At 70.7% G+C, this 14,150-nt stretch carries 14 protein-coding genes; 12 read left to right on the top strand and 2 right to left on the bottom strand.

The features are described from left to right. The first annotated feature begins 70 nt into the window (after positions 1 to 70). The 3 genes from Q0Z83_RS31440 (at position 71) to Q0Z83_RS31430 (ending at position 2,231) form a co-directional block, all read left to right on the top strand. Positions 71 to 367, top strand: coding sequence for a metal-sensitive transcriptional regulator (locus Q0Z83_RS31440; RefSeq protein WP_317786862.1), 297 nt, complete (start codon positions 71 to 73; stop codon positions 365 to 367). Between the two features lie 83 nt (positions 368 to 450). Then, entirely contained in the window at positions 451 to 1,317 is an 867-nt protein-coding gene (locus tag Q0Z83_RS31435) for an alpha/beta fold hydrolase (protein ID WP_317786861.1), read from the top strand. After that, a complete protein-coding gene (locus Q0Z83_RS31430) occupies positions 1,314 to 2,231 on the top strand; it encodes an aminoglycoside phosphotransferase family protein (protein ID WP_317786860.1) in 918 nt (305 codons plus the stop codon). The genes Q0Z83_RS31435 and Q0Z83_RS31430 overlap by 4 nt, the downstream gene beginning before the upstream one ends. Here the strand turns inward: Q0Z83_RS31430 and Q0Z83_RS31425 are convergent, their stop codons facing one another. Beyond that, positions 2,232 to 3,284 carry an XdhC family protein gene (locus Q0Z83_RS31425; RefSeq protein ID WP_317786859.1) on the bottom strand — a complete coding sequence of 351 codons (1,053 nt, stop codon included), beginning with the start codon at positions 3,282 to 3,284 and terminating at the stop codon, positions 2,232 to 2,234. Positions 3,285 to 3,404: 120 nt separating this feature from the next. On the opposite strand from Q0Z83_RS31425, the gene Q0Z83_RS31420 reads away from it, so the two are divergent. The 9 genes from Q0Z83_RS31420 to Q0Z83_RS31380 all read left to right on the top strand — a co-directional run bounded on the left by Q0Z83_RS31420 (position 3,405) and on the right by Q0Z83_RS31380 (position 12,904). After that, on the top strand, positions 3,405 to 4,280 hold the full coding sequence (locus tag Q0Z83_RS31420; RefSeq protein WP_317786858.1) for an FAD binding domain-containing protein: 876 nt from the start codon (positions 3,405 to 3,407) through the stop codon (positions 4,278 to 4,280). A 2-nt stretch (positions 4,281 to 4,282) separates the two neighbouring features. After that, on the top strand, positions 4,283 to 4,783 hold the full coding sequence (locus Q0Z83_RS31415; protein WP_317786857.1) for a (2Fe-2S)-binding protein: 501 nt from the start codon (positions 4,283 to 4,285) through the stop codon (positions 4,781 to 4,783). Then, the gene (locus Q0Z83_RS31410) at positions 4,780 to 7,152 is read left to right on the top strand and encodes an aerobic carbon-monoxide dehydrogenase large subunit (protein ID WP_317786856.1); all 2,373 of its coding nucleotides are present in this window, start codon (positions 4,780 to 4,782) and stop codon (positions 7,150 to 7,152) included. Before Q0Z83_RS31415 ends, Q0Z83_RS31410 begins: the two co-directional genes overlap by 4 nt. Before the next feature lie 73 nt (positions 7,153 to 7,225). Next, complete coding sequence (locus Q0Z83_RS31405) at positions 7,226 to 8,452, top strand: XdhC family protein (protein ID WP_317786855.1); 1,227 nt, start codon at positions 7,226 to 7,228, stop codon at positions 8,450 to 8,452. Continuing rightward, positions 8,449 to 9,021 (top strand): nucleotidyltransferase family protein, encoded by a 573-nt coding sequence (locus tag Q0Z83_RS31400; protein ID WP_317786854.1) that lies wholly within the window; start codon positions 8,449 to 8,451, stop codon positions 9,019 to 9,021. Before Q0Z83_RS31405 ends, Q0Z83_RS31400 begins: the two co-directional genes overlap by 4 nt. Then, positions 9,008 to 9,931, top strand: a complete 924-nt coding sequence (locus Q0Z83_RS31395) for an AAA family ATPase (protein WP_317786853.1) — start codon at positions 9,008 to 9,010, stop codon at positions 9,929 to 9,931. The genes Q0Z83_RS31400 and Q0Z83_RS31395 overlap by 14 nt, the downstream gene beginning before the upstream one ends. Beyond that, the gene (locus Q0Z83_RS31390) at positions 9,928 to 11,013 is read left to right on the top strand and encodes an SRPBCC family protein (RefSeq protein WP_317786852.1); all 1,086 of its coding nucleotides are present in this window, start codon (positions 9,928 to 9,930) and stop codon (positions 11,011 to 11,013) included. The genes Q0Z83_RS31395 and Q0Z83_RS31390 overlap by 4 nt, the downstream gene beginning before the upstream one ends. Next, the gene (locus tag Q0Z83_RS31385) at positions 11,000 to 12,256 is read left to right on the top strand and encodes a vWA domain-containing protein (RefSeq protein WP_317786851.1); all 1,257 of its coding nucleotides are present in this window, start codon (positions 11,000 to 11,002) and stop codon (positions 12,254 to 12,256) included. Before Q0Z83_RS31390 ends, Q0Z83_RS31385 begins: the two co-directional genes overlap by 14 nt. 66 nt (positions 12,257 to 12,322) lie before the next feature. Next, on the top strand, positions 12,323 to 12,904 hold the full coding sequence (locus Q0Z83_RS31380) for a hypothetical protein (RefSeq protein ID WP_317786850.1): 582 nt from the start codon (positions 12,323 to 12,325) through the stop codon (positions 12,902 to 12,904). A gap of 125 nt (positions 12,905 to 13,029) precedes the next feature. Here Q0Z83_RS31380 and Q0Z83_RS31375 read toward each other — a convergent pair whose 3' ends face one another. Continuing rightward, complete coding sequence (locus Q0Z83_RS31375; protein WP_317786849.1) at positions 13,030 to 14,145, bottom strand: epoxide hydrolase family protein; 1,116 nt, start codon at positions 14,143 to 14,145, stop codon at positions 13,030 to 13,032. Positions 14,146 to 14,150: the final 5 nt, after the last annotated feature.

The raw sequence follows: 14,150 nt of genomic DNA, 5'->3' as shown, positions 1-14,150 counted from the left end.
CTTCGATGACCGCGACCAGTATACATATACCCGGTAGGGGTACTCGGTGGGCGGTTGTAGCATGGTCGTCATGACCGACCCCGCCCCGACCCGCGGATACACGGCGACCAAGGACAATCTGCAGTCGCGGCTGCGCCGCATCGAGGGCCAGGTGCGCGGCATCGAGCGGATGGTCGACGAGGACCGCTACTGCATCGACATCCTCACCCAGATCTCGGCGATCCAGGCCGCCCTCGACAAGGTGGCACTCGGCCTGATGGACGGCCATGCCCGGCACTGCATGCACGAGGGCGCCAAGGAGGGCCGCGCCGACGAGATGGCCTCCGAGCTGATGGCCGCGGTGGGCCGCCTGATGAAGCGCGGGTGATCTGCGCCATATCTCCTTGGCGTCCCTCCTCTCCGGCCCGAAGAGTGCTGTCCACCGGCCGGTAACCACAGCTGAGGATCGATATGTCACAGCCTGCCCCGCTCGTTCTCGTGTCGTCCGCCATGGGCATCGGCTCTCGGTACTACCGGCCGCTGATCGAGGCGTTCGAGGCTCGTGGCTGGTCGGCCCGGGCCCTGCCCCGGCGCGGGTTCGAGCCCGACGGGCCGGTCGCCTCCCGCGCGCACGACTGGTCCTACGGCGACGAGATCGCGGTCATCGCCGAGGCGGTCGCCGCGGCCCGCGCCGAGTCACCGGACCGCCCGGTGATCCTGCTCGGCCACAGCCTCGGCGCGCAGCTCGCCGCCGGGTACCAGCTCAACCACCCGCCCGCGGAGGGTCTGGTCTCGGTCGGCGGCAGCCTGCCCCACCACCGCGACTTCCCGCTGGCCGGCCTCCCACTCCTGATCCAGGCCGGCGTGATCATCCCGGCGCTGACCGCACTCTTCGGCTTCCTGCCGAAACCGGCCTTCGGCGGCCCCGGCGCCCGCACGCAGATGCGCGAATGGGCCCGGATGGCCCTGACCGGCCGCACCCCGTTCCCCGCCCCGGCACCGTCCGGCACCCCGGCACCTTCCGGCGGTACCGCGGTGCGGTCTGGTAGCGCCTCGTCGTTCCCGGCGGTGGCGCCCATCCGTACCCCGGCCCTGGTCGTCGCTCTCGAAGGGGACCGGCTCGCTCCGGAGAAGCCGGTCCGAAGCTTCGCGACCCGCCTCTTCGCCGAGGAGGCGGTGACCATCTGGCACTACCGGCACGCCGACGTGCCCGCCGGGGCCAGCAACGACCACACCGGCTGGGCCCGCCACCCGGAGCCGGTGGTGGACCGGATCGTCGCGTGGTGGGCGGCGAACAGGGTTGACGAGGTACCCGCTCCGGACACCATGCGGGGATGACCTTCGCGGACGGGCGCGCCGGGATCGACGCGGCGCTGGTGAGACGGCTGATCGAGGCGCAGTTCCCGCGGTGGGCCGGGCTACCGGTGTCACCCGTCGAGGTGGACGGGTGGGACAACCGCACCTACCGGCTCGGCGACGACATGACCGTCCGGCTGCCGACGGCGCCCGGCTACGTGCCCGCGGTCGCCAAGGAGAACACCTGGCTGCCCCGGCTGGCGCCGCACCTGCCGGTCGCGGTGCCGCCGATCCTGGCCACCGGTGAACCCGGGGAGGGGTATCCGTACCCCTGGTCGGTCCGGGGTTGGCTGCCGGGCGAGACGGCTCTCCGGGCGCCGGTCGCGGACCTGGACCGATTCGCCGGTTCGGTGGCCGGATTCATCCGGGCGTTGCAGGGTTGCGACGCCGGTGGCGGCCCGGCGGCCGGCGACCACAGCTGGCACCGGGGCGCCCCGCCGGTCTTCTACGACGCCGAGGCCCGGCACTGCCTACGGCTGCTGGACGGCCGGATCGACACCGCCCGCGCCGCTGAGACCTGGGGCGCCGCGCTGGTGATGGAGCACCGCGGCGACCCGGTGTGGTTCCACGGCGACATCGCGGCCGGAAACCTGCTGGTCGTCGACGGGGAACTGACCGCGGTGATCGACTTCGGCACGTCCGGGGTCGGAGATCCGGCCTGTGACCTGGTGATCGCCTGGACCATGTTCACCGGCCCGGCCCGCGCGGCGTTCCGGACGGCGGTCGATCAGGACGAGGGCACGTGGGCGCGGGCCCGCGGCTGGGCGCTGTGGAAGGCGATGCTGATCCTGGTCGGCGCGATCGAGAGGGACGACGCGGCCGGCGCCGCCGAACAGGAACGGGTGATCAGCGAGATCCTCGCCGACCATGACCGCCGCGGACCGTGGGCCGGCTGATCAGGCTGTTCCGTGGATGGGCGCGGTCATGCCGGTGAGCGGGACACCCGAACCGCCCCAGGACAGCGCGACGATCTCGGCCGCGATGGCCACCGCGGTCTCCTCCGGGGTACGGGCGCCCAGGTCCAGCCCGATCGGCGCGCGCAGCCGGGACAGCGCCTGCTCGCTGACGCCCGCCGCACGGAGTCGCTGGACCCGGTCCTCGCAGGTGCGGCGGCTGCCCATCGCGCCGATGTAGCGGGCCGGGGTCCGCAGGGCCACTTCGAGCAGCGGGATGTCGAACTTCGGATCGTGGGTGAGCACGCACAGCACGGTCCGCTCGTCGACCTCGGTCGACTCCAGATAGCGGTGCGGCCACTGGACCACCACCTCGTCGGCCTCCGGGAAGCGGGCCGCGGTGGCGAAGACGCCACGCGCGTCGCAGACGGTCACCTGGTAGCCCAGGAACTTCCCGATCCGCGCGACCGCGGCCGCGAAGTCGATCGCCCCGAACACGATCATGCGGGCCGGGGTGGCCCAGGACTGGACGAACACCTCACGTTCGCAGGCGGTCACGATGGCACTGCGGCCGTGCGCGAGCAGCCCGCGCGCCTGCTCCCCGGCGATCCGGTCCAGCTCGTCGTCGCCCAGGGTGCCCTCGATCCGGTCCGGCCAGACGACCAGCTGCGAGTCGGGCAGCGACACGGTGGCCACCGGGCGTCCGGCGGCGACCGCGTCCAGCAGATCGTCGAGCGAGGTCAGCGCGACATCCGGCTGGATCATCACCTCGATGGTTCCACCACAGGTCAGGCCCACCTCGAGCGCGTCGCCGTCGCTCACCCCGTAGGTATGCGTCTGTGCCTTCTGAAAAGCGATGACCTCCTGTGCGGCCGCGTAGACGGCGCCCTCGACGCAGCCGCCGGAGACACTGCCGATGACCTCGCCGTGCTCGTTGACGGCCATCGCCGCGCCCGGCTGCCGGGGCGCCGACCGCCAGGTGTGCACCACCGTCGCCACGGCGAAGGCGGTCCCGGCGGCGCGCCAGGCCAGCAGGCCGTCCACGATCTCGCGCATCCCAGCACCATCCGTGATCGCCAACCGGTCGTCAACGGTGAGTTAAGACATCCCTTAGGTCGCTGTTGACATTGGATCCCGACAGCGGGAGGGTCTGCGCGACTTCACGGGAGGTGCAGGGTGCAGGTGCCGGCTCCGTTCGAGTACGAACGTGCCACAAGCGTGGATCAAGCCATCGGACTGTTGGAGCGTCTGGGCAGCTCAGCACGGTTGGTGGCCGGGGGCCACAGCCTGCTGCCGATGATGAAGCTCCGACTCGCCAATTTCGAATATCTCATCGACATCAACGATCTGCACGCCGAGCTCGGCTACATCAGGCTCAGCGACGACGAAGTGCGGATCGGGGCCATGACCCGGCATCGGGAACTTCTCGAGTCGGACGTCCTGGCCGGAGTGTTCCCGATCTTCTCCGATGCCGAGAAGGTGATCGCCGACCCGATCGTCCGCAACCGCGGCACGCTGGGCGGATCGCTCTGCCAGGCGGACCCGTCGGAGGACCTGTCGGCGGTCTGCACGACCCTCGACGCGAGCTGCGTCATCCGCGGCCCGGGCGGGTCCGAGCGGGTCGTCACCATGGAGGAGTTCCACGTCGGGCCGTACGAGACGGCGGTCGCCGACAACGAGATCCTCACCGAGATCCGGATCCCCCGGAAGAACTTCAAGGTAGGCAGCGCGTACGCCAAGGTCGAGCGCCGGGCCGGGGACTGGGCCGTGGTCTCCGCGGGCGCCGCGGTGTGGCTGGACCAGGGCCGGATCGTCGACGCCCGGGTGGGCCTGGCCGCGGTCGGCCCCAACACCACCGGCATCCCGGAGATCTCGGCGGCGCTGCGCGGTCACGAGCCCGACGAGAGCCTCTACGAGCTGGCCGGCGCGATCGCGGCCCGCAGCTGCGACCCGGCCACCGACACGCGCGGCAGTGCGGACTACAAGCGTCACCTGGCGGACGAGCTGACCCGGCGCACCCTGCGTAGGGCCGTGGAACGGGCGAGGAGCTGAGCATGCAGGTCACCATGACGGTGAACGGGACCGAGTACACCCGTGAGATCGAAGCCCGCATGCTCCTCGTGCACTTCCTGCGCGACGTGCTCAGCCTGACCGGTACCCACTGGGGCTGCGACACCAGCAACTGCGGGGTGTGCGTGGTGTGGCTGGACGGCGAGCCCGTCAAGTCGTGCACCGTGCTCGCCGCGATGGCCGGGGGCCACGAGGTCCGTACCGTCGAAGGTCTCGCCAACGGCGCCGAACTGGACCCGATCCAGGAGGGCTTCCGGCAGTGCCACGGCCTGCAGTGCGGTTTCTGCACGCCGGGCATGCTGATGACCTGCCGGGCGCTGCTCGACAAGAATCCGGACCCGACCGAGGGCGAGATCCGCGAGGCCATCTCCGGCCAGATCTGCCGCTGTACGGGATATTCGTCGATCGTCCGTTCCGTGCAGTGGACCGCGGCGCACGAGGCCGCTGCTGCGGCTGCGTCCAAGGAAGAGGCGGTGGCGCCGTGACCCAGGTGTTCGAGAACAACGACCTCCAGCCCGTCGGCTACGGCCGGATGCTGCGCAAGGAGGACGCGCGCCTGCTCCGCGGCCGTGGCCGGTTCGTCGACGACGTGCAGCTGCCCGGCATGCTGCACCTGGCGATCCTGCGGTCGCCGTTCGCGCACGCGAACATCGTCAGCATCGACACCTCCGCCGCCGAGGCCTCGCCCGGGGTGAAGGCCGTCATCACCGGCGAGACCCTCAAGGGCCTCGGCCTGGCCTGGATGCCCACCCTCTCCAACGACGTGCAGGCCGTCCTGGCCACCGACCGGGTGCGGTTCCAGGGCCAGGAGGTCGCGTTCGTCGTCGCCGAGGACCGCTACCAGGCCCGGGACGCGCTCGAACTGATCGACGTCGAGTACGACGTACTCGAACCGGTCGTCGACGTGCGCAAGGCGCTGTCCCCGGACGCCCCGGTGATCCGCACCGACCTCGAGGGCAAGACCGACAACCACGTCTTCGACTGGGAGACCGGCGACGAGGCGGAGACCGACCGGGTCTTCGCCTCGGCCGACGTGATCGTCAAGGAGGACATCGTCTACCCGCGGGTCCACCCGGCCCCGATGGAGACGTGCGGCTCGGTCGCCGACTTCGACCCGGTCGAGGGCAAGCTGCGGCTCTGGTCGACCACCCAGGCCCCGCACGCGCACCGCACCCTGTACGCGATCGTCGCCGGCATCCCCGAGCACAAGATCCAGGTGATCGCGCCGGACATCGGTGGCGGCTTCGGCAACAAGGTGCCGATCTACCCCGGTTACGTCCACTCGATCGTCGGTTCCATCGTCACCGGCCGGCCGGTGAAGTGGATGGAGGACCGGTCGGAGAACCTGATCAGCACCGGCTTCGCGCGTGACTACATCATGCGCGCCGAGATCGCCGCGACGAGCGAGGGCAAGATCCTCGCCATCCGTACGAACGTGCTGGCCGACCACGGTGCGTTCAACGGCACGGCCGCCCCGGTGAAGTACCCGGCCGGCTTCTTCGGCGTCTTCACCGGCAGTTACGACCTGCAGGCGGCGCACTGCAAGATGACCGCCGTCTACACCAACAAGGCGCCCGGCGGTGTCGCGTACGCCTGCTCGTTCCGCATCACCGAGGCCGTCTACCTGGTCGAGCGGATCGTCGACGCACTCGCCTACGAACTGCAGATGGACCCGGCCGAGCTGCGGCTGAAGAACTTCATCCAGCCCGAGCAGTTCCCGTACACCACCAAGACCGGCTGGGTGTACGACTCCGGTGACTACGAGCCCACCATGCGTCTGGCCATGGAGATGGCCGGCTACGACGAGCTCCGCAAGGAACAGGCGGAGAAGCGGGCCCGTGGTGAGCTGATGGGCATCGGCATCGCATTCTTCACCGAGGCGGTCGGCGCCGGTCCGCGTAAGAACATGGACATCCTCGGCCTGGGTATGGCCGACGGCTGCGAGCTGCGGGTCCACCCGACCGGCAAAGCGGTCGTCCGGCTGTCGGTGAAGACCCAGGGGCAGGGCCATGAGACCACGTTCGCGCAGATCGTCGCCGAGGAGCTGGGCATTCCGCCGGCCGACATCGACGTTCTGCACGGCGACACCGACAACACGCCGTTCGGTCTGGGTACCTACGGGAGCCGGTCCACACCGGTCTCCGGTGCGGCTGCCGCTCTGGTCGCCCGAAAGGTGCGCGACAAGGCGAAACTGATCGCCTCGGCGATGCTCGAGGTGTCGGTCGCCGACCTCGACTGGGTCAAGGGCTCGTTCCAGGTCAAGGGTGACCCGGGGCGCTCGGTGACGATCCAGGAGATCGCGTTCCGGGCGCACGGCGCGGGTGACCTGCCGGACGGCGTCGAGGGTGGCCTCGAAGCGCAGATCTGCTACAACCCGTCGAACCTGACCTACCCGCACGGGGCGTACATCTGCGTCGTCGACATCGACCCGGGCACCGCCGAGGTCAAGGTCCGCCGCTTCATCGCGGTCGACGACTGCGGCACCCGGATCAACCCGATGATCATCGAGGGGCAGGTGCACGGCGGCCTCACCGACGGCGTCGGCATGGCCCTGATGGAGATGATCTCCTTCGACGAGGACGGCAACTGCCTCGGCGCCTCGCTGATGGACTACCTGATCCCGACCGCGCTCGAAGTGCCCGACTGGGAGACCGGATTCACGGTCACCCCGTCGCCGCACCACCCGATCGGCGCCAAGGGCATCGGCGAGTCCGCGACCGTCGGCTCCCCGCCGGCGATCGTCAACGCGGTCGTCGACGCGCTCAAGCCGTTCGGGATCCGGCACGCGGACATGCCGCTCACCCCGTCCCGCGTCTGGGACGCGATGCGCGGCCAGGCCACCCCGCCGATCTGAGTCCGCGGCGTTCGAGGTTCGGGCCGGCTCCGCGCCGCCCGAGCCTCGTCGCAAGACCCTTTGGGAGCACATGATGACGACGAGCACCGCCGAGCGGGCGCGCGAACTGACCGCCGCGCGTTGCCCCTTCGTGCACGCCACCGTGGTCCGGGCGCAGGAACCCACCTCCGCCCGGGCCGGCGACGACGCGGTGATCCTCGCCGACGGGTCCATCGAGGGCTTCGTCGGCGGGGTCTGCGCCGAGACGTCGGTACGTGCCGCGGCCATGGAGACGCTACGCAACGGTGACTCCATGCTGCTGCGGGTGCTGCCCGAGGACTCGGCCGAGTTCCCGGAGACGCCAGGCGCGCTCGTCGTCGTCAATCCCTGCCATTCCGGCGGGGCGATCGAGATCTTCCTCCGCCCGGTACTGCCGAAACCCCTCATCGCGGTCGCTGGTGAGAGCCCGATCAGCCGCGCCGTCACCGAACTCGCCGGATTCCTCGACTTCGAGGTGATCCCCTCGACCGCCTCCTCTTCTGCGGCTTCCCCTTCCACGGCCTCCTCTTCTGCGGCTTCCCCTTCTGCGGCCTCCTCGGTTGCGGGCGTCACCGAAGTCGCGGGCGTCACCGCGGTCGTCGTCGCCGGGCTCGGTCGGGATGAGGAGCGGGCCATCCGGGCCGCGCTCGACGCCGGGGTCGGCCTGATCGCTCTGGTCGCCAGCCACACGCGCTCGGCGATCCTGCTCGACGCCATGGACCTCACCCTGGACGAGCGCGCACGGATACGTCCGCACGCCGGAATCGACATCGGCGCCCGTACCCCCAAGGAAATCGCTCTGTCGGTTTTGGCAGAAATTGTCCGTGAGATGCGCACGGGCGGCCTCATCGCCTCGCCTTCCTCGACACTTTCCGCCGCGGCGCCGCCTTCCTCCGCCTCGCCGCTTTCCGCACCCTCGGCCGTGTCGTCCTCCGCACCCTCGGCCGTGTCGTCTTCCGCGGGCTCGGTCGTGTCGTCTTCCTCGGTCCCGATCGTGTCGTCGGGCTCGACCTCCGTTTCGCAGCCGGTCTCGCCCAAGGCCGCGCCCGCTTCGCATGCCGAGGCCGCCGCTTTCGCGCAGGCCGAACCAGAGTTCGTGGCCGGCCCGACCCTGCCCGTTGGGCCGGCCACGTTCACCCCCGCCGCCACCGCGATCGACCCGATCTGCGGGATGACCGTCGTGGTCGGCGCCGACACCCACCATGCCGTCGTCGACGGCCAGGACTTCTGGTACTGCTGCCCCGGCTGCCTGAAGAAGCACACGCGCGGCCGAAACTCATGAGCGTGACGGGCCTGGTGCTCGCGGCGGGCGGCTCGCGGCGGCTCGGCGAGGCCAAGCAACTGCTGCCGTTCCGCGGCCGCACCCTGCTCGACGCCACGCTGGACATGGCCCGGTCCTGCCATCTCGACGATCTGGTGGTCACCCTGGGCGGATCGGCCGCGGAGATCCGCGACAAGGTCGACCTCTCCGGGGTACGAGTCATCGAGAACCCCTCCTACCAGGACGGATGCGGATCGTCGATCCGGACGGCGATCCCGCACATCGACACCGACCGTCTGATCCTGCTCCTCGGTGACCAGCCGCTGGTGTCGCCGTTCGACGTGCGCCGGGTCGCCCTGGTCGACGCCCCGATCGGGGTGTGCCGCTACGCCGACGGGCTCGGGCATCCGTTCGTCTTCCACCACCAGGTGTACGACGATCTGTCCACCCTGCACGGCGACAAAGCGGTGTGGAAGTTGCTGCACTCGGGCCGGTACCCGGTGACCGAGATCGCCACCGCCGGTACCGTGCCGGTCGACGTGGACACCCCGGAAGACTATGAGCGGCTACTGGCGAATGAAGAATCCTGAAGAGGTCGTCCAGCGTCTGGACGCCGTCGACTACCTGGCCGACGAGGGCCTGGCCATGGCCGTCTTCCTGGCCCTGCGCCTCGGTAAACCGCTGCTGCTCGAGGGCGAACCCGGTGTCGGCAAGACCGCAGCCGCGAAAGCCCTGGCCCAGGCCCTGGATACGCCGTTCATCCGCTTGCAGTGTTACGAGGGCCTGACCGCCGGTGAAGCCCTCTACGAGTGGAACTACCAGCGGCAGCTCCTGCACATCCGGCTCGGCCAGGCCACCGACGACGCCTCCCTGTTCACCGACGAGTTCCTGCTCGAACGGCCGATCCTGCGAGCCGTCCGCCACGACGGGCCCACCCCGCCGGTGCTCCTCATCGACGAGATCGACCGGGCCGACGACGAGTTCGAGGCGCTCCTCTTCGAATTCCTCGGCGAAGCCGCCGTCACCATTCCGGAGCTCGGCACCTTCGCCGCCACCCGCCCCCCGGTCGTGGTCCTCACCTCGAACCGGAGCCGCGACCTGCACGACGCGCTGCGCCGCCGATGCCTCTACCACTGGATCGACTTCCCCTCTCCGGTTCAGGCCGCCGCCATCGTGCGCCGAGCCGTCCCGGAAGCGTCCGCGCCACTGATCCGCGACGCCACCGAGTTCATCGGCCGGGTCCGCGCGCTGGACCTGGACAAGGCCCCGGGCCTGGCCGAGACCATCGACTGGGTGTCCGCGCTGGCCGCTCTCGGCGCCACCGAGCTCGCCCCGAGCGACACCCTGCGAACTCTCGGCACCATCGCCAAAACCCCGGACGACCGCCACACGATCGCAGCGGCCGTTCCCGCGGCCGCCTCCTCCGCCGGCGTCCCTTCGGTTTCCGCCGCCACTTCCGTTTCTGCTGCTTCTGCCGTTTCTCAGGAGAACCCCCAATGAAGATCACCAACGAGTTCACCGTGCAGATCCCGGTCGACCAGGCGTGGAAGGTCCTCACCGACCTCGAAGGCATCGCCCCGTGCATGCCCGGCGCCCAGCTCACCGGCGTGGAGGGTGACGTCTACAAGGGCAAGGTGAAGGTCAAGGTGGGCCCGGTGATCTCCGAGTTCACCGGAACCGCCCAGTTCACCGCCATGGACGAAGCCGCCTACCGAGCGGTGATCGACGCGAAGGGCCGAGACGCCCGCTCCGCCGGAAACGCGGCCGCAGTGGTCAGCGCCTCCCTCACCGCCGAATCTCCGACCACCACGAGGGTCTCGGTGGACACCGATCTCAAGATCAGCGGCAAGCTGGCCCAGTTCGGTAGCGGCATGATCAAGGAGGTCTCCTCGAAGCTGCTGACCCAGTTCGTGACCAACCTGGAGTCCAAGCTGGCCACCGACGCCGCGGCCGCCGCCACCCCCACCGCATCCGCTGCCCCTTCCGTGGCCGCCACGCCCGCCGCATCCACCGCCCCTTCCGTGGCTGTCTCTACCGAGCCTGCTGCGGCCACACCCGTCTCAGGCGCTTCCGATGGCGCGGTCACCATCGCCTCCGACGCCGCGGCAACGACCGCTTCGGACGCTGGGGCGACGACCGCCTCCGACGCCGCGGTCGCCACCGCGCCTGATTCCGCGGTAGCGATCGCCCCTGACTCCGCCGTGGCTCCGGGTGAAAGCACTCCCGCCGTGCCGGAGAACAGCGACGTCACCGCTCCGGCGATCGCCCCGGACCCGTCCGCCGGCGAAGTCGACCAGTCGGCCGGTCGCCTGCGGACAGCCGAGGGCACCCTCGAGCCGGTCGCCCCCCTCCGTACTCCCGACGCCGACCTTGCCGCCGTGTCCCCGGCGCCCGCGGCCGCCGATGCGGCGGCCGGCTCGTCGGCCGCGCCGTCCGCCGAGCGCACCCTTCAGACCGCCGAACCGGAGGCAATCGATCTGCTCGCCGTCGCCGGCAGTTCGATCTACAAGCGGGTCATCCCGGTCGCCATCGGCGCTGTCGTGGTCGCCGCCGTGATCGTCTGGTTCGTTGCCCGCGGCTGAACCCGCCCCGGTCCTGCTGCGCGGCACGGACCGGGCCGCGTTCGCCGTCGCGTTCGCGGCCCGTCTGCGTCGCGCCGGCCTGCGTGTCGGCATAACCGAGACCGGCGACCTGGTCCGGGCCCTCGGCGCCAGCCCTCCGACGTCCCGGACCGTCCTCTACTGGACGGCCCGGGTGTCGCTGGTCCGCCGTCATGACGATCTCGCCCTCTTCGACCGGGTGTTCGCCACGGTCTTCGATGACACCCCGCCGCTGCCGTTGAGCCGTTCCGCGGTACCCCCGAAGAGCCGCGACAACACGGTCCACGTCCCTGTTCCGGGAGCCGGCGACGAGGCCGCGGCCGGCGGCGAAGGCCTGCCCTGGGCGACCCTGCCGACCGCCGTAGCCGCCGACGAAGACTCTGGCGACGATGGCCTCGACCTGCCCGAACTGCGCCCCAGCGCTCTCGCCGCCCTGGCCGCGGTCCCGTTCGAGGACCTCGACCAGCCCCAGACCGAGGCATTGGGCGCTGCGTTGCGGGCCGCCCTCACCGACTGGCCACACCGCCGTGGCCGCCGCCACCGGGCTGACCCGGCCGGCCGCCGGGTGGCGCTGCGCGCCACCATCGCCCGCGCCCGCCGGACCGGCTGGGAGGCGATCACCGTGGTCCGCGAACGACCGCTGCCGAAACCCCGCAGGGTCGTGATGCTCTGTGATGTCAGCGAGTCGATGCGCGCCCAGGCCGCCGCGTATCTCCAGCTGATGCGGGCTTTCACGACAGTCGCCGACGCCGAGGTGTTCGCTTTCGCCACCCGCCTGACCCGGCTCACCGTCCCGCTGCGGCACACCTCCCCACGGGAGGCCGTCGACCAGGCCGGCGCTGCCGTGGACGACCGTTTCGGCGGCACCCGGATCGCCACGAACATCGCCACCCTCCTCGACTCCCACCATGGCGACACAGTCCGCGGCGGGGTGGTCATCGTGGCCTCCGACGGCTGGGACAGCGACCCTCCGGAAGCGATGACCGCCGCGATGACCCGCCTGCGCCGCCGCGCCCACAGCATCCTCTGGCTGAACCCCCGAGCCGGCACACCAGGCTGGGCCCCGAGGGTGGGAGCCATGGCCGCAGCCCTCCCGTTCTGCGACCACTTGCTGCCGGCCGCCACGTTCACCGACCTGACCGAAGCGATCCATCATCTACGCCACCTGACCCGCCCGCCGGCATTCCGCTCCGACCTGACGGCCCTTCCTCCGAGTGCGGTCTGACTTCCCGGTGTCGCCCCGCCGGTTGCGGGGTCGCGTTCTTGCGAGACATTGACGAATACTGCGGACATGCCGCGTGCACGCCGGACGACTGCCATCGCTGCCACGCTGCTGCTGTGCGTCGCCGGATGTGAGAGCCCGCAGCCCGGGCCACCGGATCCACCCGCGCCGTCGGCTTCCGCCTCACTCGTCGTCCCACCGTTACGGCTGCCCGCAGTGGCGGCCGGTGCCCCGTGCCCGGTCGCCACACCGAGCCCTTGGTCCGGTCCGGGCGAGGCCGGTCGGGTGCTCGGCGACGGCCCGCTCTACCCGATCGCCGACTACTTCCGCGGCGGCGCCGTCCTGGAGTTGCGGACCGACGACCGCCGGCCGGACGGAACCTACGAGAAGAAGGTCCGCTGGATCGGCGTCGGCTATTCCGGTCCGGTCCTGGTGCGGGCCGCGCGCATCGATGCCCCTGGAACGGCCGCCGCAACCTTCTCCTACGTCGGCGAGGAACGCGACGGCGGCCATTACGCCTATCTGACCAGGGAGAACAACGATCTGCCCGCGACGACGACGGTTGCCGGACCGGGTTGCTACGCCTACCAGGTGGACGGTGCCACGTTCAGCGTCACCATCGTCTTCGGCGCCGCGCTCTCCGACGGATAGGTAGCCAGAGCCCCGCGCGGGCCGGGTGCTCCTGGGCTTCACCGCGGCGGAGCGCCGGTCGGTGGGCAGAGCCCCGCGCGGGCCGGGTGCTCCTGAGGAGACCCGGCAGCGCAGACGAAGCCTGGTCAGAGCGCACCGAAGAAGTCCCGTACGTCGTCGCTGAAGAGCTTGGGCTGCTCGGCGGAGAGGAAGTTGCCGCCCGCCGGCAACTCCGTCCAATGGGTGACGGGCGCGTCCCGTTCGGCGAAACGCCGGATCGTCACGTCGGTGACGCCGAGCGCCACGCCCAGTGGAACCGTGGACTTCGGCTTCGGCGCCCACGCGGCCGGGTCGTGTGCCATCTCCCAGTAGAGGTTGGCGGAGGACCCGGCCGTCCCGGTGAACCAGTACAGGCTGACGTTGGTCAGCAGCAGATCGCGGTCGACGGCATCCTCGGGCAGGTCTGCGGCCGGATCGGTCCACTCCTTGAACTTCTCGATGATCCAGGCGAGCTGGCCGGCGGGCGAGTCGTGCAGACCGTGCGCCAGGGTCTGCGGCCGGGTCGACTGGATGACGTTGAAGCCCATCTTGTCGTCGCGGAACTCCTGCAGCCGGCCCAGGCGGCCCTGCTCGGCCTCGGTGAGATCGGCGAAGTCGGACGGGTCGTCGGAGGGGAAGGTGATGTGCCCGTTGACGTGCACGCCGATCACCTTGCCGGGCTGCTGACGGCCCATCTCGACGGCGGTGGCGGCTCCTCCGCCGGTGCCCTGAACGCCATACCGCTCGTAGCCCAGGCGGGCCATGACCTCGTGGAACGCCGCAGCGGTCCGCGACGTCGTCCAGCCGGCTGTGGTCAGCGGGCCGGAGTAGCCGACGCCCGGATTACTCATCAGCACGAGGTGGAAGTGCTCACGCAGTGCCTCGACCACGGGTAGGTAGACGGCGAACGAGGCGGGCCAGTCATGGGTGATCAGGAGCGGAGTGGCCGTCGGGTCGGCGGCGCGGACGTGCGCGAAGTGCAGTGTCTGCCCGTCCACCTCGGTGAGGAACTGGGGGAGCGCGTTGAGCCGGGCCTCGGCCGCACGCCAGTCGAACTCGCCCGCCCAGTAGGCGGCCAGGCCGCGCAGGTAGTCGACGGGGACACCGCGCTGCCAGCCCTGGCCGGGAATCTCGGGGGTCCAGCGGGTACGGCCCAGCCGGTCACGCAGGTCCTCGAGGTCGGTGTCGGAGATGTCGATGCGGAAGGGGCGAATCGCGGTCATGCCGG

It is taken from the genome of Actinoplanes sichuanensis (assembly GCF_033097365.1).
In the GTDB taxonomy this organism is placed as follows: Bacteria; Actinomycetota; Actinomycetes; order Mycobacteriales; family Micromonosporaceae; genus Actinoplanes; species Actinoplanes sichuanensis.
Note: the sequence above shows the minus strand (reverse complement) of the source record. Positions and strands in the feature narration are given on the sequence as shown.